This is a genomic window from Azospirillum sp. (assembly GCF_050789165.1).
The window spans coordinates 87,764-111,073 of record NZ_JBOZRT010000020.1 but is presented as its reverse complement, the minus strand read 5'-3'; the positions used below and the strand labels follow the sequence as shown (position 1 = coordinate 111,073).

The following is a 23,310-nucleotide window of genomic DNA, read 5'->3' as shown; positions in this document are numbered from 1 at the left end:
CTTCGCGATTTTCGCGTGAATTACCCAACCGCCACCCTCGCCCTGCTCCTCCTCGCCGCGCCGGTGCGCGCCGAGGGACTGGCGCCGTCGCTGTCGGACTGGGGCGGGGCCGGGCTGATGCTCAACCCGACGGCGCGCATGATGTCGGAGGGCACGGCAACCGGCGGCGTCACGCTGGTCGGCGGCCTGCACCGCCACCTGTTCGCCGGGGCGCAACTGCTGCCCTGGCTGGAGGTCAGCGCGCGCGACACGATGTATCCCAGCTGGTGGGGCCTCAGCGATCCCGGCCTCGACGTCAAGGTGCGGCTGCTGCGCGAGGGGCCATGGTGGCCGGCGGTCGCGGTCGGCGGGCGGGACGTCACCGGCTCCGGCTACGACCTGCCGGGCAAGGGCCGCTTCGCCGGGGAGTACGTGGTGCTGTCGCGCCGCTTCCGGGACCTGGAGGCCAGCGTCGGGCTCGGTTGGGGACGCTTCGCCGGCGGCGGGGGCTTCCGCAACCCGCTGGGCGGGCGCTTCGCGCGCGACCGCGACCCGAACGACCCGCGCAGCCGCGGCCCGCGCGCGTGGTTCACCGGGAGCGACGTGGCGCCCTTCGGCGGCGTCGAGTGGCACACGCCGCTGCGCGGGCTGTCGCTGAAGCTGGAATACTCCGGCGACGGCATGCGGGCCGAGCGGCAGGACGATCCCACCTTCACCCGCGGCCTGCCGGTGAACGTCGGCCTCGCCTACCGGCCCCGGCCGTGGCTGGACATCGGCGCCGGCGTCGAACAGGGCCGACGCGCCATGCTGCGCCTCGCGGTGGCGCTGGCGCTCAAGGAGGTTCCGGCCGCGCCGGCGCTGCCGCCACCCGGCGTCGGCCCGCGCCCGGAGGGCCGTCCGGCGACGTCCGAGGAGGCCCTGGGCGATGCCCGCGCGGCCGGGCTGCCGGCGCGCGGCGCCGTGGTGTCGCGCGAGCGCGCCGTGCTGTGGCTCGACACCGACGACGAGGCGACCGGGGACTTCGTGCCGGCCCGCATCCTCGGCCGCGCCGCGCGCGTGCTGGCCGATGGCGCCCCGGCAGAGGTGGAGGCTCTCACCGTGGTCACCGGCGCGCAGGGCCTGGACGGCGTCGCCGTCACCCTGCAGCGCCGCGAGCTGGAGCGCGCCTTGCGCCGCCGCGGCAGCGCCGAGGAGATCCTGCGCACCGCCCGCGTCGAGCCCGCTTCGGCCGTGGGGCCGCCGCCGCCCGGCCGGGCGGTCTGGCGTTTCACGCTGCGCCCGACGCTGGAGCAGAGCCTGTTCGAGCAGGGCGTCCCCTACGCCTCGCGCACCTACACCGACGCCGCCCTGTCGGTGGCGCCCTGGCGCGGCCTGGTGATCGGCGGCGGGGTGCGGATCAACGTGGCCAGCAGCGTTGCCCTGCTCGACACCCAGGCGCTGCCGGCGGAGCGGCCGGTGCGCAGCGACCTCGCGCTCTACACCGCACGCGTCGCCGGGCTCGAACACCTGCACGCGTCCTGGCTGGCCAGCCCGGCGCCGGGCCTGCACACGCGGCTGTCGGCCGGGCATTTCGAGGAGATGTTCGGCGGCTTCGGGGCCGAGGCGCTGTACCAGCCGCCGACCGCGCGCTGGGCGGTCGGGCTCGACCTCAACCGGGTGTGGAAGCGACCGGCGTGGGAGGCGTGGCGCGTCGATGCGCAGGACGGGCACACCACGGGCCATCTCAGTCTGTACTGGGAGTCGGATGGCGCCGCGCGGACGGCGGTCCTGCGGCTCGGCCGCTATCTCGGCGGCGACTGGGGCGGCACGGCGGAACTGGCGCACCGCTTCGACAACGGCGTGCGGTTGACCGCGCAGATGACCTGGACGGAAGGCCCGGACGGCGGGCAGAGCCGCATCGGCGGACGGCTGGATCAGGGAATCGCGCTGGTGGTGCCGATCGGCGACCGCCCCTGGCTGCCGGACGGCGGGGCGCTGGAGGTGGCGACGCGCACGCTGGGCCGCGACGCCGGGCAGCGGCTGCGCACGCCGCTGCCGCTGTACGAGACGCTGGTGCCGGCCGGCTATGGACGGCTGGCCGGCACCTGGTCTCGTTTGCTGGATTAGCGAAGCCCGATCACCGCACCGGCGAGATGGCGCGGGTGCGCGGGTCGATCTCGACGGTCATCCAGCGTCCCTGCTGGTCCTGCACGTTGGCCATGTAGTTCTGGCCGTTCTTGCGGAAGTCGCGGACGGCCGTGTAGCCCTGGGCGCTGAACTCGTTCAGCAGCGAGGTCTGCGTCAGCTCCAGGTCGTTCTGGCCGCGGCCCCGGCGGGTCGTGATGTCGTCGCGGCTCATCACCGAGCCGCTGCCAGTGCTGGACGAGCTGTAGCCGGTGCTGCCGCTCGAGGTCGTCGTCTGGCTGCGCGACCAGCCGGCGGTGCCGCCGGGCTGGCCGCTCTGCGTCGTCACCCGGCCGGCCGGGGCGGTCGTGGTGTTGTCCATCACCGTGCCGCTGCCCATCGTGGTGCTGCGGGTGGTGGTGGTCGAGCTGCCGCTGACGGCGCGGTTGCCCACGCCGCTGTAGGTGTTGTCGTTGTAGATGCTCTCGACCTGCGGGCTCTCGGTCGGCAGGCCCGACGCGCTGCTGCGGTGCGGCGTGTTCCAGGACGCGCCGGCATCGCTGCCGGTGGTCTGCGCCTGCGCCGGCGCGGCGATCAGCGCCGCCGCCGCGGCGGTGGCGAGCAGAAGGGTGCGTGTCATCGTTCTCCATCCTCCCCTAAGCGGGATCGGGCCACGCCGGGGTCGGCGCGGCCTCGCGCCCCTTAACACCGGAGAAGGGCGACGCGTTGCGCACGCGCCGTCGGTAAGCCGAAAGCCGTCCCGCAGACGCGCCGCGGCAACTCCGGCGGGCGTCGGCGACAGACTTCGTGCACCGCACGGGAACCTTGGCCCGCCCATTGTGTTGTTGACATCACACGCCGCCGACGGGGAGTTCCGGAACGCGGCGCGTACGGCACAAGGAGGACGAGATGCTGTACTGGGCTCTGGTGTTCTTCGTCATCGCTCTGGTGGCCGGCGCTTTGGGGTTCGGCGGTATCGCGTCGGCCTCGTCGGGCATCGCGCAGATTCTGTTCTTCCTGTTCATCGTGTTGTTTGCGGCGAGCTTGATTTTGGGTCTGGTCCGGCGCCGCTAGATCCAGCCGGCCGCCCGTTCGCGGGTGGCCCGGTTTCCCGCTGTGGGCGTCCGCGCCCGGCCTCCCCGGCTGGACGCGTGTGTGAGTACCCCAAGCCTCTCGATGTTAGCCTCGCACCTCGGCAACGCCCCGCAAGGGCGTTGCCGATTTTGTTTTCGGGAGAAGGCTGGAGCAGCGTTCCGGTCAGTCAGAGCTTCCCGTTACCGTCATCCCCGTGAAGGCGGGGATGACGGTTGAGAACGGTGCACGCCGAACCGAAATCGGCTTCAGTCCTCCTCGTCCTCGCCGGGCGCGCGGCCTTCCATCAGCAGGCGCAGCGCGCGCCGGCCGCGCGACAGGCGGGACTTCACGGTGCCGATGGAGATCCCCAGAATGTCCGCCGCCTCGCCGTAGGAGATTCCCTCCAGGCCGATCAGCAGCACCACCTCGCGCTGCTCGTTGGGCAGCATGCCGAGCGCCCGGCGCAGGTCACGCAGTTCCAGGCGCACGATCTGCGCGCCGCTGGCCGCGCCGATGGCCGCCTGCCCCTCGCCGTCGATGTCCACCACCGCCTGGCGGCGGCGGATGCCGTTGATGTGCAGGTTGCGCAGAATGGTGAAGAGCCAGGCGCGCAGGTTGCTGCCGGGCCGCCACAGGTGCAGGCGGCTCAGCGCCCGCTCCAGGCATTCCTGCACGAGGTCGTCGGCCAGCGTGGCGTCCCGCACCATGGCGCGGGCGAACCGGCGCAGGCGCGGGATCTCGGCCTCGATCTGCGCGATCACCGCCGGATCCGGCGGACTGGAGGGTGCGGGCGGCGCGTCGCCGCCCTCGCTGCCGCCGTCGGAGCCCTCATCTTCGATGCTCTCGTCGCCGGTCTGCGCATCATCGGCCAGCGGTGCCAGGGACGGATCGGTGGCGCCGTCCTCGACCTCCAACGCCGCCGGAACGGCGGGCACGGGGCCGAGCGCCGAGGTGCGCAGAGTGCGCGCAACTGTGTTCCCCATCGGTAAGACGCTGCCTCCCGGTCTGCGGACAAATCGTCCGGCTTCGGACGAATGGAGCAATCATTCCGGCGTTCCTGGTGCACCACACCGGAGGTATCGCCAGATGCTCCCAAGACAATTTCTGCTCTGTCAGTACGTAATGGCCGCGCCGGATCCCTGCCAGTTGGGAAAAAGGCTAGGGATAGGTCCAATTTTGTGAGATTGCCGGTTACCTCTACCCCCTTTTGGGGTTGCCGCCGGAACTTTTACTGGGGAGCTGCGTATTCGCCCACACATCGGCGTGGCGGAGACCGCATCTTCAAAAAGGAAAAGACCGGATGGGCGTTCCCATCCGGTCCTGTGAGAGAGTGCGGGATGACGAAGCGAAAGATGATTGATCGCGCGGGCTACCTAACCCTCCCTGTCGCAGCCGCCAGCGGTTCGATGCCGCCGATTCTGCCGCGGCTCCTCCCTTTGGTTCATTCTTTGGTTGGTTCTTTTCTTCTTTCGTCGTCGCGAACCCATTGGAGGTGGACCATACAGAATGTCCGGGGTCCAGACCATCCGGACATTGGGACTACGCACGACGCCTTCCCTCATACACCCATCGTCCGCCGGGATTGCTCCGTCCGCGCCAAGGCGCGACGCGGCGTCCGGGCCGGCCAAACCCACGGGCTTTCCCTGATGAAACGCACCCTCGCCGGACTGCTGCTCGCCGGAGCGGCCGTGGCCGTCTCCGCGCCCGCGCAGGCCGCCATGATCGACCGCACCATCCGCGCGCTGGAGGCGCTGGCCGCCAAGGGCAGCGCCCGCGCACAGTTCGAGCTGGCCGAACATTTCGAGGAGGCCAAGGGCGTCTCGCGCGACGGCCGCCGGGCGCTCTACCTCTACTGCAAGGCGGCCCGCCAGGGCCACGCCGACGCGGCGCGCCGGGCCGGGCGCCTGATCCTCAAGGGCAGCGCCGGGTTCCGCGACGAGGAACTGGGCAACGCCTGGATCCGCAAGGCCTCCACCGGCGGCGCCAAGGCGCCCGACCGCTGCGAGCCGCCGCAGATCCGCTACTACGCGATGCCGACGCCGCCGCCGGCGCACATCAAGGCGCTGGTGCACAAGATGGCGCCGACCTACGGCCTGGACCCGGAGTTGGTGCTGGCGGTGATCTCGGCGGAATCGGCCTTCCGCAACGACGTGGTGTCGAACAAGAACGCCATGGGCCTGATGCAGCTGATTCCGGAGACGGCGGAGCGCTTCGGCGTGCGCAACGTCTTCCAGCCGGAGGAGAACATCCGCGGCGGCATGAAGTACCTGCGCTGGCTGCTCGCCTTCTTCCAGGGCGACGTGACGCTGGCGCTGGCCGGCTACAACGCCGGCGAAGGCGCGGTAGTGCAGTACAAGGGCGTGCCGCCCTACCGCGAGACGCAGGACTACGTGGCGAAGATCCGCACGGTCTACGCCATCCGCCGGCACCCGTACGACAAGGGCGTGGTCGATCCGTCGGGCGTGCCGGGATCGCGGGAGCTGGTGGCGGAGCTGAGCTACTCCGCACCGAAGACGGCGGTGCAGGCGGTGGGCAAGCGCAAGGAGAAGGCCCCGGTCGCCGTGGCGGAGAAGCCGGAGCGGACGGTAGCGGAATAAGGCCCTATCCGAACAGCGCGTCGATCGAGTTCTGGTCCAGAGGTGCCGGCACGGCGTCGTTCAGCAGGCGGTCCACCTCGTCCTGGTCGACGCCGTCCGACGACGGGCCGTTCAGCAGGTGGGCGTCGGGGCGGGTATCCACCGGCCCGGCCGGCAGGTCGGCGGCGGCGACGCCGTCGGTGCCCCAGATCTCCATCAACGTCAGGATGCGCTGCTCGATGTAGCGCAGCGCGTTGACCACCTTGGTGGTGCGCTGGCCGGTCAGATCCTGGAACGAGCAGGCGGTGAAGATGCCCATCACCTCGTGCTCGATCTGGTCGCAGGCGGCAGCCGCATCGGGCAGCGCGCGCAGCTCCGGCAGCGCCGCCATGATGTGCTCGGCGGCGCCGAGGATCTCGATGGAGGCGCGCTCGGTGGACATCACGATGGCGTCCAGCTCGTTGGCGGCGGTGGCGATGCGGTCGTCGCTGCCGTCCTTCGGGCGGATCGCCGCGATTTCCCGCCGCGCCTGGACGATGGACGCGCTCATGTCCTGCAACTCGTGGCGCAGCACGGTGATGTGCCGCACCGCGTTGCTCGCCGCCTCGTGCCGCGTCCAGGCGGCGCGCAGGTCGCCGAGCAGAGCCTGCACCTCGTCGATGCCCACGGAGCGGGATCGCCGCGCGTGCTCGTCGAGGAAGGCGCGTCCCTGCGGCGTGCCGCCGATGAACGCCTCGAGCTGGCGGTAGTCCTCCTCGCGCATCCCCCACGCCCCCCTGCCGTCCCGCGGAAATTCCGGGCCTGGAGTATTTGCCAAAAATCACCGGCGGTACAACATGGCTGTACTCAAAAAGGGGGAGGAAACGGCGATGCGGGATTTCCAGCGGCCCGGCCGGTCGGTCGCGGTGGGCGAGCGCGGCATGGTGGCGACCTCGCACCCCTTGGCAACGCTTGCCGGCCTCGACGCGCTGCGGGCCGGCGGCAACGCGGTGGACGCGGCGCTGGCCGCGGTGGCCGTGCTGTGCGTGGCCGAGCCGCACATGGTCGGCGTCGGCGGCGATTGTTTCGTGCTGTACGCGCCGGCCGGCGGCGGGGTGCTGGCGCTGAACGGCTCCGGCCGGGCGCCGGGGGCGGCGACACCGGAGCGCTTCGCCGAACTGGGCGTCACCGGCATCGGCATGGACAGCGTGCACTCCGTCACCATCCCCGGCGCGGTGGACGCGTGGTGCCGGCTGCACGCCGACCACGGCCGCACCCCGCTCGACGCGCTGCTCCGCCCTGCCGTCGCGCTTGCCGAGGAGGGTTGCCCCGTCCACCCGCGGGTGGCGCGCGACTGGGCGGTCCACGCCCATCGGCTGAGCCACCACCCGGCCACCCGCGCGCTGTTCCTGTCCGAGGGCCGGCCGTTCCAGTTGGGCGATCGCTTCCGCAACCCGGCGCTGGCCGACACGCTGCGCCGCATCGCCCGGTCAGGGCGCGCCGGGTTCTACGAGGGGCCGGTACGCGACGGGCTGCTGCGCACGCTGACCAATCTCGGCGGCCTGCACGCGGCCGGAGATTTCAACGCCCAGCGCTGCGAGTACGTCGAGCCGATCTCGACGGAGTACCACGGCTTCACCGTGCACGAGTGCCCGCCGAACGGCCAGGGCATCGCCGCGCTGATGATGCTGAACGCGCTGAACGGCACCCCCGCCGAGACCGCGGAGGACGAGGCCGAGCGCGTGCACTGGCTGGCCGAGGCGACCAAGCTCGTCTACGCCAGCCGCGACGCGCACGTCGGCGACCCGCGCCACGCCGACGTGCCGGTGGCGGAGCTGCTGTCCGACCGTTATGCCGCCGCCCTGCGCGCCGCGATCCGGCCGGACGGCGCCCTGCCCTTCCCGCCGCCGGTGGTGCCGCACCGCGACACGGTGTACCTGTGCGCCGTCGACCGCGACCTCAACGCGGTGTCGTTCATCGCCTCGCTGTTCGACTCCTTCGGCAGCGGCATCACCGACGCGGGGAGCGGCGTGCTGCTGCAATGCCGCGGCCGCGCCTTCCGGCTGCAGCCCGGCCACCCGAACAGCGTGGCGCCGGGCAAGCGCCCGCTGCACACCATCATTCCCGGCATGGTGACGCAGGGCGGCGCCGCGGTGATGCCGTTCGGCGTCATGGGCGGCCAGTACCAGGCGACCGGGCACGCCCAGTTCCTGGTCGACGTGCTTGGCCGCGGGCTGGACGCGCAGCAGGCGCTGGAGCTGCCGCGCAGCTTCGCCGGCGACGGCGTGCTGTCCATCGAGACCACCTATCCTCCCGCGGTATACGAGGCTCTGGCGCGCCGCGGCCACCGCGTGGAATGGTCGCCCGCGCCCATCGGCGGCGGGCAGGCGATCCGCATAGACCGCGCGCGCGGCGTGCTGATCGGCGGCTCCGACCCGCGCAAGGACGGCTGCGCGCTGGGCTGGTGACCGCGACCTTCCGCCCGGGAAATGTCACAGCGACTCGGGCGAATGGCCAAGCTGATGGTTAATGCTTTGGTTACGAAAGTCGGGCTAGGGTCGTGGCGGTTACAGCTCAACCGCCCGGTTTCGAAGGACCCGCCTGATGCCCATGGCCGCCGACGTCGACACCATCGAACGCACCTCCATCGTCGCCTACACGCTCCTGAAGGAGCTGCACGAGGTGCTCGCCCTCCCGAAGCAGCCCGACGACGTGACGCTGGGCATCCTGATGGGCCTGTCCATGTTCCTGGACGACAAGGTCGGCCCGATGCGCGCCAAGCGCCTGATGACCGAGGCGCCGACCATCGTGCTGAAGACCGACGCCCACGTCACCCCCGACCAGACGCAGCGCATCATGCCGGTGGTCCGCGCCTTCGCCGACCACATCAAGGAGATGAAGATCGTCGCCGAGCCGCGCACCGCCGACGGCATCCTCTGATCCATCATCCGGGTTCCGCGACCGCGCGGATCGGGGCACCGAAGCCCCGGTCCGCGCGTTTTCGTTGTTCGGACGTGTTGACCCGCCCGCCAAATCGGCCGATGCTTGCCGCTTGATCCGTTGCACCGGATGAACGGCAAAGGCCATGAACTGGGTCACCGGGCTCGCCATCGTCTCCATCGTCGCCGGCGTGACCATCAGCGTCGTCGTGCTGGTGGCTGTCGGCTCGATCCGCCGCAGCCTCAACGAGGGCACGGTAAGGCAGGCGCAGCAGGTGAAGCGCCTGGCCGAGAGCGTCGCCGCGCTCACCGCCGACCAGCAGGCCGCCCAGCTGCGCATCCAGTCGCTGACGGACTCCAACCGCCGCCTGTCGGAAGAACTGGCGGCCCTGGGCGAGCGTCTCGCCGACGGCGACGCGCTGCGCGGTCCCGGCGGATCTGCCCGCCTGCTGCATTGACGAAGTCTGGATAACCTCTCGGACCATGACCCTTCCGAACGCCGACGCCGAAAAGGCGCGCTGGACGGCCAGCGCCGATCTGTGGGACCGCTGGGCCGACCCCATGGCCGAACTGGCCGACAAGCTGAACCAGCCGCTGCTGGACGCCGCCGGGGTGCGGCCGGGCGCCGTGGTGCTCGACCTCGCCTCGGGCGCAGGGGAGCCGGCGCTGAGCGCCGCCAAGCGCGTGGGGGCGGCAGGGTTCGTGCTCGGCACCGACCTGGTGCCGGCCATGCTGACCGGCGCGGTGCGCCGGGCCGCCGCGGCCGAGCCGCGGCCGGCCTTCGCCGCGGCGGACATGACGGCCCTGCCCTTCGGTCCGGGGGCGTTCGACGCCGTCACCTGCCGCTTCGGCATCATGTTCGTGCCCGACGCGGCGGGCGCGCTGGCCGAGGTGCGGCGGGTGCTGAAGCCCGGCGGGCGCGCCGCCTTCATGGTGTGGGGGCCGCGCGCGGAGAACGCGCTGTTCGCCACGGTCGGCGGCGCGGTGGAGGACCGCCTGGGCCCCGACCCGGTGCACGGCATCGGCCCGCTGTTCCGCTACGCCGAGCCCGGCAGCCTCGCCGCCGATCTCGCCGGGGCGGGCTTCGCCGACGCGACGGAGACCGCGCTCACCCCGACGCGCAAGGCGCCGCGCGGCCAGCCCGTCTGGCGCGCCACGCTGGACATGCTGTTCGGCGCCCGCATCGCCGGCCTGACCGCCGGCGAACGGGCCGGGCTGGAGGCGGACATCGCCGCCCGTTTCGACGCGATGGCCCAGGGCGACATGGTGCCCCTGCCGGCGCACGTGCGCATCGGCGTCGGCACCGCCTGAGCCGGGCGGCAAGGGGACCTGGGATGCCGTTGCAGAGCCTGACGAACCCGGATCTCCATCCGGCCTCGGCGGTGGGCGTTTTGAAGGGGACGTTCCTGTCGCTGATCGGCGGGTGCGTGTGGTTCGACCTGGAGAACCACCGCCTGCTGACGCAGATCCCCTGCTTCGACTTCGCCTTCGGTAGCTACGCCGAGACCTTCACCGAGGAGATCATCACAAACCTGCCGCGCTATGCCGCGACCGTCACGCACCGCTACGAAAACCTGCCGGTCCTGGCCTCGCCGTACGCCGACAACTATTTCCACGTGACGCTGGAGTGCGCGGCGGCGCTGCGTCTCCTGGGAGACCGACATCGCGGGGTCGCGGTCAACCCGTCGCTGCGGGAGTTCGCCTATCAGCACGAGCTGATCGGGCGATGCCTGCAAGGCCGCGAGGCCGTGCCGGTCGAGGATCCCGCCATCGTCGTCGATCCGGTCCTGTTCTACGACTACTTCTCGATGGAAGGAATGGATTACGTCCGCCGCTGCATGAACGTCTTCGCGCGGCCCGGCGGGGACGTCGTCTATCTGGAGCGCAGGAGTTCGAACCGCATCTGCCCCGGCGGCATCGCCGAGACGCCGGAGTTCCGGGACCTGCTGGCGCGGCACCGCGCCCGACGCGTGGACGTCGGCAACGGTGAGCTGACGGTGGCCGAGCAGGTCGCCCGCCTGGACGGCGCCCGCACCGTCCTGGCGCCGCACGGGGCGGCGCTGACCAACATGATCTACCTGACCCCCCCGCTGACCCTGGTCGAGGTGTTCCCGTCCTACCTCGCCTCGCACGGCTGCTACGCGGAGATCGCCCGCCTCCTCGGCTTCACCTACCGGCGGATCGTCACCGAGCGGGAGGACGAGCACGGCAACCTGCTCCCCGACGTGCGGCAGCTCGACGAGGTGCTGCGCGAAGCCGCCTGAACATCAGTAGTCCCACTCGAACTTCAGGCCGAGGCGCGTGTCGTTGTTGGTGCCGGTGCCGACGCCGGCCTCCGCCTTGAGGTTCTTGGTGATGTCGACCTCGACCTTGGCGCGGCTCTGCGCGTTGCCGGCGCCCACCCCCTGCTCGACGCCGACGTAGACGCGGTCGCTGACGTAACGGCCGGCCTGCACGGCGCCCCCCTTGCCGTTCTCGCCGCCGGTGAACTCCAGCCGGTCCACGCCCAGCCCCTTGCGCACCTTGTCGAGCAGGCCGCTGCCGCCGCCGAAGCCGGCCAGCGTCGCGGCGCTCTGCGCCAGCTGCACCGCCTCGACCGCGCCCAGCGAGCCGACCGACTTGCCGAACAGCACGCGGGCCAGCACCTCGTCCTGCGGCAGGCCCTGCGGCGAGGTCAGCTCCAGCTTCGGCTGCTTGGCGGTGCCGCTGATCTGCACCTGCGCGGTCACCTGGTTGGCCGAGGCCTCGGCCAGCAGGTCGAGGCGCGGGTCCACCGGCCAGTTGCCGTCGAAATCGATGAAGCCGCGCTTGAAGGTGAAGGTCTTGGCCAGAAGGTCCAGCGTGCCCTTCAGCATGCTGAAGCGCCCGGTGACCGACGGCCGGTCGGCGGTGCCGGTGACCTTCAGCTTGCCGCCGAACTCCGCGTTCAGGCCGCGGCCACGCACGAAGATCCGGTTGTCGGCGGCGACCGTGACGTCCAGGCCGATCTCCGGCCCAGCCGGGGCCGCGGCGGGCGGCGGGTCGGCCGGCACGGAGGCCGGGGTGGCGCGTGGGCCGGGCTTGCCTTTGGCCGATTTGGGCTTCTTGGCGTTGGGCGGCGGCGCCGTGCGCGAGCTGCCGGCCATCACCGCGTAATCCTGCGAGGCGGGCGCGCCGCGGCCGACCTCCACGACCTTCAGATCCACCACGTGGGGCGGCAGCCGGTCGGGGAGCTGCACCTCCGCCTCGTCAATGGTGACGGTGCCGGCCAGCGCCGACTTGGCGAAGGTGCCGGCAAGCGTCAGGTCGGCACCGACGCTGGCGGTGACCATGTCGATCTGCGCCAGCCGCGCGCCGCGCGCCCGCACGTGCAAGTCGAGCTGCCGCGGCTCGCGCGGGGCCGGGCGGATGACGCCCTCGGCCGACAGGGTGCCGCCGCCCGGCGTGCGGCCGGTGAAGGACTGCACGGTGAAGACGTCGCCGCTGCCAACCACGCGCGCCGCGATGTCGGTGATGACGGCGCCCGACGCCCGGTTCTCGTAGCGCCCGTTGGCGACCGTGACGGTGCCGCCGAGCTGCGGCGCCCCCACCGTGCCGCCGGCCCGCACGTCGAGCGCCAGCGCGCCGGCCGCACGGTCGCCCGACGCCGCCAGCAGGTCGTTGACGAGGCTGAGCTGCAGGGTGCCGGTGGCGGTGGCGTCGAGCTTGCCGCGCTCCGGCACCGCCGGGACCAGCGTCTGCGGGTCGAGCACCAGCGGCAGCGCCGCCGTCAGGTTCAGCCGCCCGTCACCGCCGCGCGAGACCACCGCGCCGGTGGCGTTCAGCCGCTCGCCGCGCCATTGCGCATCGACGGTGACGTCCAGGCCCGGCACGCCGGCCTGCTGCGTCGCCGCGGCGCGCAGCCCCGCCACCCGCACCGAGACGTCGGCCGAGGGCGCCCTGGGCGTGCCCGACAGGTCGGCGGTGGCGTTGAGCACGCCGTCAAGCTGCAAGGTCGGGGCGACCAGCCGGGCCAGAGCCAGCGGCAGCTGGTCCACCCGCACCGTGCCCTTCATGCGGTTGCCGCTCAGCGCCGCGTCCGCGGTGAGGCGCGCGTTGCCGCTGAGCAGTTGCAGGCCGCTGACCTCGTAGCGGTTCTCGGCCACGTCGATGGACGCCGGCTGGCCGAGGCGCAAAGCCTGCCCGGCGGCGCGGGCGTCCAGCCGCTCCAGCCGGATGCGGTTGACGCCGCGCTCCTGCGCAACGGTGCCTGCGAGGTCGAGCGTGCCGGGCTCGCGCCCGCCGCCGCCGCTGCCCTGGACCTGGAAACGCGCCCTGGCGAGGGAGCCGTCGACGGAGGCGGTGACACCGGTCACCGGCGTGCCGGCCAGGATGCCGTCCCGCAGCTCGACCCGCGCCTTGCCGGCGGCGGCGCCCAGGGCGTCGGCCACGTCGCCGGACACGGTGAGGCCCTGTGCCGCCAGCAGCGGCCCATCGGCGCCATCGACGCGCAGGCCGCGGGCGTCGGCGGTGAGCGTCGCCGCCTGCTTGCCGCCCTTGCCATCGAGCGCCAGCGCGAAGCCCGCCGCGCCGTCCAGCCCCATGCCCGCGAGTTCCGACAGGGCGCGCAGCGCGGGGAGCGTCCCCTCCAGCCGGCCGGTGGCGGTCATGGTATCCAGCGCCACCGCGACAGCGCCGCCCACCCGGTTTGGCCCGCTGGCCAGCGCCAGATCCGACAGCTTCAACGTGGTGCCGTCCAGCGCGTAGCCGCCGTCGAGCGCCAGCCCGGTCCCGGCGAGATGGGCGCGCGCCTGCACCGTGCCGCGCGGCGTCGCGGGCAGCCCGGCGGCGGTGGCGGTCAGCTCGGTATCGCCGAGGCGGCGGCCGTCGAGCACCAGCCCGCGGCCGTTGAGGTGCGCACGCGCTTCCAGCGCGTCGAGCGGCCCACGCGCGGAGAGGTCCAGCGTGGCGCCGCCCTGCAGTTGCTTCCCGATCGCCGCGCCGACCGGCTCCAGCCGCGGCAGGGCGAGCGTCGCGTCGGCCTCCAGCCGGCCGCCGGCCAGCGCCGCGGTGCCGGTCAGCGTGGTGTGGGCGCCCTCGACGCGCAGGTCCCTGACGGTAATGCGGCCATCCGGCGCGGTGGCGGCCTTCAGGGTCAGCCGCGCCTCCTCGCCCAGCAGCGCGTCGGCCGGCGTGCCGGTGGCGAGGTTCGCCACCCGGCCGGCAAGGTCGGCGCTCACCGCGCCGTCGCGCACCGCGACCGGGCCTTCGAGCGTCGCCGCCCCGGCGAGCGGACGGCCGGCGAGGTCGGAGAGCTTGGACAGGTCGTCCAGCGCCACGCGCAACACCGCGTCGGCCGTCTGCCCCCAGCCGGCGGCGGAGCCGCTCGCCGTCACCGTGCCGGCGGCGGTCGCCAGCGTCAGCCCGTCGAGGCGCACCCGGCCGCCGTCGGTCTGCACGAGGCCCTTGGCGTCCAGGGTCACCTCCGGGCCGGTGACGGAGGCCAGCTTCGGGTCGTCGGCGGCGACGTCGGTGACGCGCGCCGCGACGGTGAACGGCAGGTCGGCGGTGGTGCCGTCGGCGGTCAGCGTCACCCGCGCGTCGCGCCAGCGCACCGGCGCCAGGGCGTGCAGGGCGGAGTCCGGCCCGGCCTCGACCTCGGCCGTCACGTTCAGGCGCGGGGACTCCGGGTTGACCGTGCCGGTCAGGCGCAGGGTGCCCGCCGCGGTGGCGGCGGTGACCGGGCGCAGGGTCAGCGTGCGGTCGGGGGCGACCAGCACCTCGGCGGCCAGCGTCGGGGCCGGGCCGACGAGGTCACCGGCGGGGGACGGCAGCAGGCGCGCCACGTCGCCGCGCGCCTCCAGCGTCACCACGTGCCCGCCGGGATCGGCCTTCACGGCCGCGTCGGCGGTGAGGTTGACCACGTCGCCGCCGGAAGCGGTCAGGCGCCCCTTCCAGTCGGCCAGCGTGCCCTCGCCGTCCAGCGTCGCCTCGACCGGCGGCAGGCCGGGGATGTTCAGCAGGCGGGCGATGACGCCCCCGGCCGGCTCCGACGCCTTGAGGTCGACGTCGAGGCGCTGGTCGTCCGGCGCGAAGCCGAGCGTCAGCGCGGCACGGCCGGGGCGATCGTCGATGCGCGCCACCGTCAGCCTGGCGTCCAGACCGTCACCGCCGGCGGCGAGGCGGGCGTTGCCGTCGATGCTCAGCACCGCCGCCTCGCCGAGCAGCGCCTCGCCCAGCCGCAGTTCGCCGACCGACAGGCGGTCCACGGCGACCGACACCGGCAGCCGCGGCAGGCCGGGCTGGGAGGAGCTGGCGGGCTGCGGCTCGGCGGCGGGGGCCGGCGGGCGCTCGACGGCCACCTGGGCGGCGGTCAGTTCGGTGACCTCGACGCGGCGTTGCAGCAGCGCCCAGGGATTGAGGGCGACGTGGGCGTCGCGCAGCGTCAGCCAGACGCCGTCGCGGTCGGCCATGCGCACCTCGGACAGCGTCAGGTCGAACGGCACGCGCCCGGTGAGGGTGCCGAGCGTCAACGAGGAATCGGGGCCGGAGGCGGCGCCCTCGACGGTGGCGACCAGCCAGCGCCGACCGGAGTCCGACTGCAGCCACGCCGCCCCCGCGGCGACGGCGACGACGATCAGCAGCAGCAGGCCGGCAAGCCCGAGAAGCGCGTAACGCAGAACCTTCAAGTCGAATCCTCAGCCCAGCCCATGCCGCGCCCTTTCCTCGCCCGCGGCGCGAAAAGCGCGGTTCCCCCTCCGTGAACACGCGAACGGTCGCCCGGATTCCCGCCGATCCGGAAATGACAAAATTAATCCCGTCAGAACGCCTGTCCCAGGCTGAGGTACAGCTGCCAGCGGGAATCGCCCCGCTCCGGGTTCAGCGGCACGCCGACATCCACCCGCAGCGGGCCGAAGTCGGTGTAATAGCGCAGCCCCAGGCCGGTGCCGACGCGCAGCGGCCCGTTCAGGCCGGGGACGCTGCGGTCGCTGACCGTGCCGGCGTCGACGAACGGCACGAGGCCGATGGTGTCCGTGATCTTGACGCGCATCTCGACGCCCAGCTCCACCAGCGAACGCCCGCCGGTCGGGTCGTTGGCGAAGTTCCGCGGCCCGGCCTTCTGGAAGCCGTAACCGCGCACCGAGCCGCCGCCGCCGGCGTAGAAGCGGCGGTCCGGCGGGATGGAGGCCAGCGGCGCGCCGACGATGCTGCCCAGCCCGACCCGCGCCGCCGCCACGTAGCGCCCGTCGCCGACGACATCGTAATAGGCCGAGCCGGTGACGGTGCCCGCCAGGAAGCGCTCGGTGGATTCGTTGCCGCCCACCGGAAACCACGGCGTCAGCGTCCCGGCGAGGCGGTAGCCCTTCGTCGGGTTCAGCAGATTGTCCGTGCCGTCGTAGGTGACGCCCAGCGGCGCGCCGAGCAGCGACACCTGATAGGTGCGTTCCGCCGTGCGCACCCGTCCGCGCTCCGACGTCAGGCCGGCGGAGACCTTCAGGGCGTCGCTGATCTCGCGCTCGATCACGGCGGTGAGCAGGCCGGCGACGCGCTCGTAGGCCGGCGGGTTGTCGGTGACCACCGAGAAGTCCAGCACCAGCGACTGTCTGGGCGCCAGGAAGTCCGGCTTGCGGAAGTTCACGCCGAAGCGCAGGTCCGGCAGGTCGAGCTTGCTGGTGCTGCTGCTGTCGCCGGTGAGGCGGCCGACCTCCAGGCTGAGGCGCAGCTGTTCCGCCCCGCCGAACAGGTTGCGATGCCCCCAGTAGACGTTGCCGCCCAGCCCGTCGGTGGTCGAGTAGACAACGCCGGCGCCCAGCACGTGCCGCTTGCGCTCGGTCACCGCGACGGTGACCGGCGTCGTGCCGTCCGGCCCCGGCTGGTCGGCCAGCTGCACCCGCACCGTGTCGAAGACGCCGAGCTTCGCGATGTCGGTGCGCGCCCGCTCGATCAGCGCCGGCTGGTAGGTGGCGCCGGGCGCCCAGGGCAGCCGGCCGCGGACCAGATCCGCGTCCACCTGCTCCAGCCCCTCGATGCGGGTGGAGCCGAAACGGGCGAGCGGGCCGGGATCCACCACGAAGGTGACGTCCATCGTCCGGTCGGAATGGTCAACCACGGCGCGGCGGTCGGTCACCTTGGCGAAGGCGTAGCCGCGGCCGGCCAGCGTCGACACCAGCTTGCTCTGCGCGTCCACCACCTGCGGCGCGCGGGCCGGCTCGCCGGGCTTCAAGCCCAGCTCGTCGGCGGTGACCGCGGGGCCGGGCAGCGGGGCGCCGCTCCCGGTGCGCACCGCGATCGCCTTGAAACGGTAGGCGGGGCCGGGCTCCACCGCGATGGTCACCCTGGCCGGCTGCACCGACGGATCGACGCGGATGTCCAGCCGCGCGTCGTAGTGCCCGGCGGAGCGCAGCGCCGTGTCCAGCCGGTCGCGGTCGGCGTCGGCGCGCCGCTCCAGCCCGATGACCGAGGGCGGCGGATCATCCTTCAGTTCGAACAGGGAGGAGGACTCGCGCAGCAGGGTGCGCAGCGCGTCGTCCCCCTCCAGGCCGGTGAGATCGACCTCGTAGGGAACCTTGGAGACCTCCTCCTGCGCGAACGCGGGGAGCGGCGCCAGCAGCAGGGCAAGCGCGAGGGCGGAAGCGGTGGGGAAGCGGGCGCGGGTCATTCGTCCGTGCTTGAGCGTGGCAGGCTGAACATCCGCAGCCGGCGACGCGGTTTCAACCCCTTCCCACCTTTGATCTAGGCCCGTCACCCGAGCGCCATGCATCCGCTCTTGCCCCGCGCCATGGAATCATTATATTGCGGCGCAAAGACACACCACCCGGCGGCGCCCACCAGGAATTCTTGGCGGGCCGTTTTGTTTTGGGCATACCGCCCGCAACGAAGGGCGCCGGCCGACCCGAGACCGATAAACGCATGAATCTTCGCAACGTCGCCATCATCGCCCACGTCGACCACGGCAAGACCACGCTGGTGGACCAGCTGCTCAAGCAGTCGGGCACCTTCCGCGAGAACCAGCAGGTGGCCGAGCGCGCCATGGACTCCAACGACCTGGAGCGCGAGCGCGGCATCACCATCCTGGCCAAGTGCACGTCGGTGCTGTGGAACGACCTGCGCATCAACATCGTAGACACCCCGGGCCACGCCGACTTCGGCGGCGAGGTGGAGCGCATCCTCTCCATGGTGGACGGCGTGGTGCTGCTGTGCGACGCGGCCGAGGGCCCGCTGCCGCAGACCAAGTTCGTGCTGGGCAAGGCGCTGCGCCTCGGCCTGCGCCCGATGGTCGTCGTCAACAAGGTGGACCGTCCCGACGCCCGCGCGCACGAGGTGCACGACGAGGTGTTCGACCTGTTCGCCTCGCTGGACGCCTCGAACGAGCAGCTGGACTTCCCGACCCTGTTCGCCTCGGGCCGCAACGGCTGGGCGACCACGGACCTGGAGAACGGCGCCCGCGACAGCCTGAACCCGCTGTTCGAGCTGATCCGCGACCACGTCCCGCCGCCGCACCACGTGGAGAGCGCGGACGCGCCCTTCTCCATGCTGGCGACCACGCTGGAGGCGAACCCATACCTGGGCCGCATCCTCACCGGCCGCATCCAGTCGGGCCGGGTGAAGCCCAACATGGCGGTCAAGGCGCTGAGCCGCGACGGCACGCTGATCGAGCAGGGCCGCATCTCCAAGGTTCTGGCCTTCCGCGGCCTGGAGCGCGTGCCGGTCGATGAGGCCGTCGCCGGCGACATCGTCGCCATCGCCGGCCTGTCGCAGGCCACCGTCGCCGACACCCTGTGCGACCCCGCCGTGACCGAGGCGCTGGAAGCCCAGCCCATCGACCCGCCGACCCTGGCGATGACCTTCTCGGTCAACGACAGCCCGCTGGCCGGCCGCGAGGGCGACAAGGTCACCAGCCGCATGATCCGCGACCGCCTGTACCGCGAGTCCGAGGGCAACGTTGCCCTGCAGGTCCGCGACACCGAGGGCGGCGACGCCTTCGAGGTGGCCGGCCGCGGCGAGCTGCAGCTTGGCATCCTGATCGAGACCATGCGCCGCGAGGGCTATGAGCTGTCGATCAGCCGGCCGCGCGTGCTGTTCCAGACCGACCCGCTGAACGGCCAGCGCCTGGAGCCGATCGAGGAAGTCGTCGTCGACGTGGACGAGGAGTTCTCGGGCTCGGTCGTCAACAAGCTGTCGGAGCGCAAGGCCGACCTGATCGAAATGCGCCCGTCGGGCGGCGGCAAGACGCGCCTGGTGTTCCACGCACCGTCGCGCGGCCTGATCGGCTACATCAGCGAGTTCCTGACCGACACCCGCGGCACCGGCATCATGAACCGCCTGTTCCACGGCTACGCCCCCTACAAGGGGACGATCGCGGCGCGGCGCACCGGCGTGCTGATCTCGAACTCCGACGGCACCGCGGTGGCCTACGCGCTGTGGAACCTGGAAGACCGCGGGCCGATGCTGATCGACCCGGGCGTCCCGGTGTACCAGGGCATGATCGTCGGCGAGCACACCCGCGGCAACGACCTCGAGGTCAACGTCATCAAGGGCAAGCAGCTGACCAACATCCGCACGACCAGCAAGGACGAGGCGGTGCGCCTGACCCCGCCGATCCAGATGACGCTGGAGCGCGCGCTGTCCTACATCGCCGACGACGAGCTGGTCGAGGTGACGCCCAAGTCTATCCGCCTGCGCAAGCGCTACCTGGATCCGAACGAGCGCAAGCGCCACCAGCGCGCGGCCGAAGGCTGATCCAACGGACGGAGCCCTTCTCCCCTTGAGGGAGAAGGGTTGGGATGAGGGGTCGTTACGCGCCGGCAGGCGCGGACAAGGATGTCCTGGCCGGCTTCGCCGGCGACCCCCTCTCCCCAACCCCTCTCCCTCAGGGGGAGAGGGGCTTTTTGGGACCTCTTGCGCCCTCTACTGCTCCAGCACCGGTCCCAGCGTCTCGTCCTCGCGCTTCATCCGTTCCTCAAGCCGCGCCAGCACCGCGCGCGTCTCGGCGCGGAAGGTGGGGAAGCGCGCGGCGATGCTGGTCACGTTCGACCACGCCTTGAAGTAGTGGTCGCACACCGTGTGCAGGCCGTTCAGCTCGTCCTGCAGTTCGGCCGCGGCGGCGCGGACACGGGCGTCCTGGTGCTCGCGCAGCTTCGGGTAGAGGACCCGGTCCTCCAGGGTCAAATGGTCGCTCACCTTCGACGACAGGTCGTTCAGCGCAACGCGGATGTCGAAGGTACGGCTGGCGGCGTCCTGGGCGCGCAGCAGGGTGGTCAGCGCGCCGATGGCCGCCTGGATCTCGCCGTGCTGGCGGCGATAGGCGTGGTGCGTGGTCATGGTACCGCCTCCTCCCGGATTGGTATTGTCGTGTGGGCGGACCATCAGCGTATCAGCGCTGCGCATCCGCCGCACAGGCGGCAGATGCGCGCACCTCCTTTGGATAGGGGGGCTACGTCCGCCCGCCCGACCGCTTCACCTCCTCCCGCTCGCCCAACTCGTCGAACTTCTCCTGCACCGGCTTGTCGGTGTCGCCGGCGGCCTGGCCGGTCTTATCGACCAGTTCGTCCTCGATGCGCTGGGCGGTGCGCGACGGGGCGTCGTCCTTCCGCTTGTCGTCCACGGCGTCCTCCTCGGGTTTCTCTTGCCTGCCCAGTAAACAGCGCGGGTTTGATTTCGGTCAGGGCACTGAAGGACGTTTCGCGCGTTGATGCGGCGGACACGCGCGGGGTGGAATAGCCGCCCTGCGGAAAGCGTTCATGAGCGGCCATGGTTGCACCGCACCGGAAAGTGTATAAAATGCTCGACCGTTTCCCATGGATCCGGTCGACATGGCGCAAGCCCTTGGGCTTGCGGCGGAATTTCAGCAACCGATGGCGTGCCGGGTTCGGTCCGAAGTCGAAGCGGGTGCGGTCCTGATTTTGTCCGTATCGGCCGGGTGGCTTCGGATGGCACTGGACTGCGACCGGAACAACCGAGCTGTGCCGGGCAATTAGGTGCGGGGAACGTCGATACCGATGCGCAAGAGAGCGATTGCGGTCCTGATCCTGGTGATCCTCGGCAACGTCGGGGCCTGGGCGCTGTGGAACCGGCCGGTGGCCGAGCGGTCGTGGGGCGGCGCCATCAACGGCGTCTCCTACACGCCGTTCCACGATCCCAACAAGAGCCCGACCCGTGGCGACCGCGGCAACGCCGACGACATCGAAAAGGACATGGCGACCCTCGAAGGGTCGGTGAAGGGGGTGCGCACCTACTCCACCACCGACGGCTCCGAGCAGGTGGCGCCGATCGCCCGCAAGTTCGGCCTGCCCGTCACGGCGGGCGCCTGGATCGCCGGCAAGCCGGAGATCGACGAGCCCGAGATCAACGGCCTGATCAAGCTGGCGCGCGAGAACAACAACGTGCGCCGCGTGCTGGTCGGCAACGAGGCGATCCTGCGCACCGACATCACGGTCCCGCAGGCGATCGAGCTGGTCAAGCGCGTCAAGAAGAAGGTCAACGTCCCGGTCTCCATCGCCGAGCCGTGGCACGTCTGGCTGCAGCACCCCGAGCTGGCCGAGGCGGTGGACTTCCTGGCCATCCACCTGCTGCCGTACTGGGAAGGCGTGCCGATCGACGAGGCCGTCAACTACGCCATGTTCCGGTACAACGAGCTGAAGACCAAGTACCCGAACAAGCACATCCTCATCTCGGAAATCGGCTGGCCGGCCGACGGCCCGTGGCGCCGCGGCGCCGAGGCGTCCCAGGTCAACCAGGCCAAGTTCATCCGCACCTTCCTGAACGTCGCGGCGCAGAACCGGCTCGACTACTTCATCATGGAGGCGTTCGACCAGCCCTGGAAGCGCGAGATCGAAGGCACCGCCGGCACCGCCTGGGGCCTGTGGGACGCGTGGCGCGCGCCGAAGTTCCCGATGGCCGGCGAGGTGCTGGAGGTCAAGAACTGGCCGTACATGTGCGCCATGTCCATCGGCGTCGCCTTCCTGCCGCTGGTGTTCTTCCTCAGCCGGCGGCGAGACCTGAAGGTCGGCGGCCTGCTGTTCTACGGCGCGTTAATCCAGGCGGTCGGCTCGGTGCTGGTGTTCACGGTGACCGCGGCGTCCGCCGCCGGCCTCGCCACCACCACCGAGATCGCCTGGGGCGTCCTGATCTTCTGCCAGCTCGTGCTGCTCTGCGTCATGCTGATCGACGGGCTGGAGCTGACCGAGGTGGTGTGGCAGGAGAGCTTCCGCCGCAAGTTCCACCCCTGCTCCGCCGCCCCGCTGCCGACCGCGCCCAAGGTCTCGATCCACGTGCCGTGCTACAACGAGCCGCCGCACATGGTGATCCAGACCCTCGACGCGCTGGCCCGCCTCGACTACCCGAACTTCGAGGTGCTGCTGCTCGACAACAACACCAAGGATCCCGAGGTGTGGAAGCCGGTCGAGCAGTACTGCCGCCAGCTCGGCCCCCGCTTCCGCTTCTTCCACCTGGACAACTGGCCGGGCTTCAAGGCCGGCGCCCTGAACTTCGGCCTGACGGTGACGGCCGAGGACGCGCAGCACATCGCCGTCATCGACAGCGACTACCAGGTGCACCCGGACTGGCTGAAGGCGACGATCCCGCACTTCGACCGGCCGGAGGTCGGCTTCGTGCAGTCGCCGCAGGACTACCGGGACTGGGACCAGGACCTGTTCCAGCGGATGATCAACTGGGAGTACGCCGGCTTCTTCCACATCGGCATGATCCAGCGCAACGAGCGCAACGCGATCATCCAGCACGGCACCATGACCATCATCCGCAAGACCGCGCTGGAAGGCACCGGCCGCTGGGGCGAGTGGTGCATCACCGAGGACGCCGACCTCGGCCTGCGCCTGTTCGAGCACGGCTACGAAGCCGTCTACATGCCGGAGAGCTTCGGCAAGGGCCTCGTGCCCGACAGCTTCTCGGCCTACAAGACGCAGCGCTTCCGCTGGGCCTATGGCGCGGTGCAGATCCTCAAGCACCACTGGCGCGAACTGGGCCCTAGCGGCAAGCGGCTGAGCGCCGGGCAGAAGTACCACTTCATCACCGGCTGGCTGCCGTGGTTCGCCGACGCCGCGCACATGATCTTCGGCATCGCCGGCATCATCTGGTCGCTGGGCCTGCTGCTGTTCCCGAAGTACTTCGAGTTCCCGCCCAACGCCTTCATGATCCCGACGCTCAGCGTCTTCGCCTTCAAGGTCGCGGCGTCGCTGTGGCTGTACGAGGCGCGGGTGAAGTGCGGCTTCTGGGACAAGGTGGGAGCGGCGGTCGCCGGCATGGCGCTGACGCACACCGTGGGCCGCGCCATGTGGCTGGGCATGTTCACCTCCGGCCGGCCGTTCGTCCGCACGCCCAAGTGCGAGGACAAGCCGGCGCTGATGGCCGTCTTCCTGATGGCGCAGGAGGAGATCGCGCTGCTGGTGGCGCTGTGGGGGGCGGCGCTGGCCATCGTGCTGGTGTTCGGCCACGAGAACCGCGACGCCTTCATGTGGTCGGGCCTGCTGGTGGTGCAGTCGCTGCCCTATCTGGCGGCGCTGATCACCTCCCTGATCAACGTCTTCCGGGAGTTCCACTTCGGCCACCGCCGGCCGCAGCCGGTGCCGGTCGAGGCGGCACACTGAGGACGAGGTCCGGTTCGTGATGGGAACGGGCTCCGCGCTGCGGGGCCCGTTTTCGTTTGGGGGCTTATGACGAGAAGCCGCGCCCTCCCCACCCCCGCC

The 23,310-nt window shown here is 71.5% G+C and carries 17 protein-coding genes; 10 read left to right on the top strand and 7 right to left on the bottom strand.

The annotated features are described in order from the left end of the window. The first annotated feature begins 15 nt into the window (after positions 1-15). Positions 16-2,085, top strand: coding sequence for a YjbH domain-containing protein (locus ACRWK7_RS03720; protein WP_431854830.1), 2,070 nt, complete (start codon positions 16-18; stop codon positions 2,083-2,085). Between the two features lie 10 nt (positions 2,086-2,095). Here the strand turns inward: ACRWK7_RS03720 and ACRWK7_RS03715 are convergent, their stop codons facing one another. Further along, positions 2,096-2,722: a hypothetical protein gene (locus ACRWK7_RS03715; protein WP_431854829.1), complete on the bottom strand. Its 627-nt coding sequence runs from the start codon at positions 2,720-2,722 to the stop codon at positions 2,096-2,098. A 269-nt stretch (positions 2,723-2,991) separates the two neighbouring features. Between ACRWK7_RS03715 and ACRWK7_RS03710 the strand changes: the two genes are divergently transcribed. Then, positions 2,992-3,156 carry a DUF1328 domain-containing protein gene (locus ACRWK7_RS03710; protein ID WP_431854828.1) on the top strand — a complete coding sequence of 55 codons (165 nt, stop codon included), beginning with the start codon at positions 2,992-2,994 and terminating at the stop codon, positions 3,154-3,156. Between the two features lie 266 nt (positions 3,157-3,422). On the opposite strand, the gene ACRWK7_RS03705 is transcribed toward ACRWK7_RS03710, so the two are convergent. After that, complete coding sequence (locus tag ACRWK7_RS03705; protein ID WP_431854827.1) at positions 3,423-4,139, bottom strand: RNA polymerase sigma factor; 717 nt, start codon at positions 4,137-4,139, stop codon at positions 3,423-3,425. A gap of 663 nt (positions 4,140-4,802) precedes the next feature. On the opposite strand from ACRWK7_RS03705, the gene ACRWK7_RS03700 reads away from it, so the two are divergent. Next, entirely contained in the window at positions 4,803-5,753 is a 951-nt protein-coding gene (locus ACRWK7_RS03700) for a lytic transglycosylase domain-containing protein (RefSeq protein ID WP_431854826.1), read from the top strand. Positions 5,754-5,757: 4 nt separating this feature from the next. Here the strand turns inward: ACRWK7_RS03700 and ACRWK7_RS03695 are convergent, their stop codons facing one another. After that, a complete protein-coding gene (locus ACRWK7_RS03695; protein ID WP_431854825.1) occupies positions 5,758-6,495 on the bottom strand; it encodes a protein phosphatase CheZ in 738 nt (245 codons plus the stop codon). Positions 6,496-6,601: 106 nt separating this feature from the next. On the opposite strand from ACRWK7_RS03695, the gene ACRWK7_RS03690 reads away from it, so the two are divergent. The 5 genes from ACRWK7_RS03690 to ACRWK7_RS03670 all read left to right on the top strand — a co-directional run bounded on the left by ACRWK7_RS03690 (position 6,602) and on the right by ACRWK7_RS03670 (position 10,914). Continuing rightward, positions 6,602-8,179 (top strand): gamma-glutamyltransferase family protein, encoded by a 1,578-nt coding sequence (locus tag ACRWK7_RS03690; RefSeq protein WP_431854824.1) that lies wholly within the window; start codon positions 6,602-6,604, stop codon positions 8,177-8,179. A gap of 136 nt (positions 8,180-8,315) precedes the next feature. Continuing rightward, positions 8,316-8,651, top strand: a complete 336-nt coding sequence (locus ACRWK7_RS03685; protein WP_431854823.1) for a hypothetical protein — start codon at positions 8,316-8,318, stop codon at positions 8,649-8,651. A 145-nt stretch (positions 8,652-8,796) separates the two neighbouring features. Next, positions 8,797-9,108 carry a hypothetical protein gene (locus tag ACRWK7_RS03680; RefSeq protein ID WP_431854822.1) on the top strand — a complete coding sequence of 104 codons (312 nt, stop codon included), beginning with the start codon at positions 8,797-8,799 and terminating at the stop codon, positions 9,106-9,108. 25 nt (positions 9,109-9,133) lie between these two features. After that, on the top strand, positions 9,134-9,961 hold the full coding sequence (locus ACRWK7_RS03675) for a class I SAM-dependent methyltransferase (protein WP_431854821.1): 828 nt from the start codon (positions 9,134-9,136) through the stop codon (positions 9,959-9,961). Between the two features lie 23 nt (positions 9,962-9,984). After that, positions 9,985-10,914 (top strand): glycosyltransferase 61 family protein, encoded by a 930-nt coding sequence (locus ACRWK7_RS03670; protein ID WP_431854820.1) that lies wholly within the window; start codon positions 9,985-9,987, stop codon positions 10,912-10,914. Positions 10,915-10,917: 3 nt separating this feature from the next. On the opposite strand, the gene ACRWK7_RS03665 is transcribed toward ACRWK7_RS03670, so the two are convergent. Together ACRWK7_RS03665 and ACRWK7_RS03660 are read right to left on the bottom strand one after the other, a co-directional pair. Beyond that, a complete protein-coding gene (locus tag ACRWK7_RS03665; RefSeq protein ID WP_431854819.1) occupies positions 10,918-15,297 on the bottom strand; it encodes a translocation/assembly module TamB domain-containing protein in 4,380 nt (1,459 codons plus the stop codon). A 131-nt stretch (positions 15,298-15,428) separates the two neighbouring features. Continuing rightward, entirely contained in the window at positions 15,429-17,267 is a 1,839-nt protein-coding gene (locus ACRWK7_RS03660; RefSeq protein WP_431854818.1) for an autotransporter assembly complex protein TamA, read from the bottom strand. 251 nt (positions 17,268-17,518) lie between these two features. Between ACRWK7_RS03660 and typA the strand changes: the two genes are divergently transcribed. Further along, complete coding sequence (gene typA / locus ACRWK7_RS03655) at positions 17,519-19,348, top strand: translational GTPase TypA (RefSeq protein ID WP_431854817.1); 1,830 nt, start codon at positions 17,519-17,521, stop codon at positions 19,346-19,348. Positions 19,349-19,516: 168 nt separating this feature from the next. Here typA and ACRWK7_RS03650 read toward each other — a convergent pair whose 3' ends face one another. Both ACRWK7_RS03650 and ACRWK7_RS03645 read right to left on the bottom strand, forming a co-directional pair. Further along, positions 19,517-19,930 carry a hemerythrin domain-containing protein gene (locus ACRWK7_RS03650; protein ID WP_431854816.1) on the bottom strand — a complete coding sequence of 138 codons (414 nt, stop codon included), beginning with the start codon at positions 19,928-19,930 and terminating at the stop codon, positions 19,517-19,519. A 112-nt stretch (positions 19,931-20,042) separates the two neighbouring features. Then, complete coding sequence (locus tag ACRWK7_RS03645) at positions 20,043-20,213, bottom strand: hypothetical protein (protein ID WP_431854815.1); 171 nt, start codon at positions 20,211-20,213, stop codon at positions 20,043-20,045. A gap of 1,192 nt (positions 20,214-21,405) precedes the next feature. Between ACRWK7_RS03645 and ACRWK7_RS03640 the strand changes: the two genes are divergently transcribed. Then, entirely contained in the window at positions 21,406-23,211 is a 1,806-nt protein-coding gene (locus ACRWK7_RS03640) for a glycosyltransferase family 2 protein (protein ID WP_431854853.1), read from the top strand. Positions 23,212-23,310: the final 99 nt, after the last annotated feature.

Excerpts from the sequence above, each read along its gene's own strand:
- ACRWK7_RS03700 (WP_431854826.1), top strand. The coding sequence starts at position 4,803 with ATGAAACGCACCCTCGCCGGACTGCTGCTCGCCGGAGCGGCCGTGGCC.
- ACRWK7_RS03705 (WP_431854827.1), bottom strand. The coding sequence starts at position 4,139 with ATGGGGAACACAGTTGCGCGCACTCTGCGCACCTCGGCGCTCGGCCCC.
- ACRWK7_RS03675 (WP_431854821.1), top strand. The coding sequence starts at position 9,134 with ATGACCCTTCCGAACGCCGACGCCGAAAAGGCGCGCTGGACGGCCAGC.
- ACRWK7_RS03690 (WP_431854824.1), top strand. The coding sequence starts at position 6,602 with ATGCGGGATTTCCAGCGGCCCGGCCGGTCGGTCGCGGTGGGCGAGCGC.
- ACRWK7_RS03695 (WP_431854825.1), bottom strand. The coding sequence starts at position 6,495 with ATGCGCGAGGAGGACTACCGCCAGCTCGAGGCGTTCATCGGCGGCACG.
- ACRWK7_RS03680 (WP_431854822.1), top strand. The coding sequence starts at position 8,797 with ATGAACTGGGTCACCGGGCTCGCCATCGTCTCCATCGTCGCCGGCGTG.
- ACRWK7_RS03640 (WP_431854853.1), top strand. The coding sequence starts at position 21,406 with ATGGAGGCGTTCGACCAGCCCTGGAAGCGCGAGATCGAAGGCACCGCC.
- ACRWK7_RS03685 (WP_431854823.1), top strand. The coding sequence starts at position 8,316 with ATGCCCATGGCCGCCGACGTCGACACCATCGAACGCACCTCCATCGTC.
- ACRWK7_RS03650 (WP_431854816.1), bottom strand. The coding sequence starts at position 19,930 with ATGACCACGCACCACGCCTATCGCCGCCAGCACGGCGAGATCCAGGCG.
- ACRWK7_RS03710 (WP_431854828.1), top strand. The coding sequence starts at position 2,992 with ATGCTGTACTGGGCTCTGGTGTTCTTCGTCATCGCTCTGGTGGCCGGC.
- ACRWK7_RS03660 (WP_431854818.1), bottom strand. The coding sequence starts at position 17,267 with ATGACCCGCGCCCGCTTCCCCACCGCTTCCGCCCTCGCGCTTGCCCTG.
- ACRWK7_RS03670 (WP_431854820.1), top strand. The coding sequence starts at position 9,985 with ATGCCGTTGCAGAGCCTGACGAACCCGGATCTCCATCCGGCCTCGGCG.
- typA (WP_431854817.1), top strand. The coding sequence starts at position 17,519 with ATGAATCTTCGCAACGTCGCCATCATCGCCCACGTCGACCACGGCAAG.
- ACRWK7_RS03715 (WP_431854829.1), bottom strand. The coding sequence starts at position 2,722 with ATGACACGCACCCTTCTGCTCGCCACCGCCGCGGCGGCGGCGCTGATC.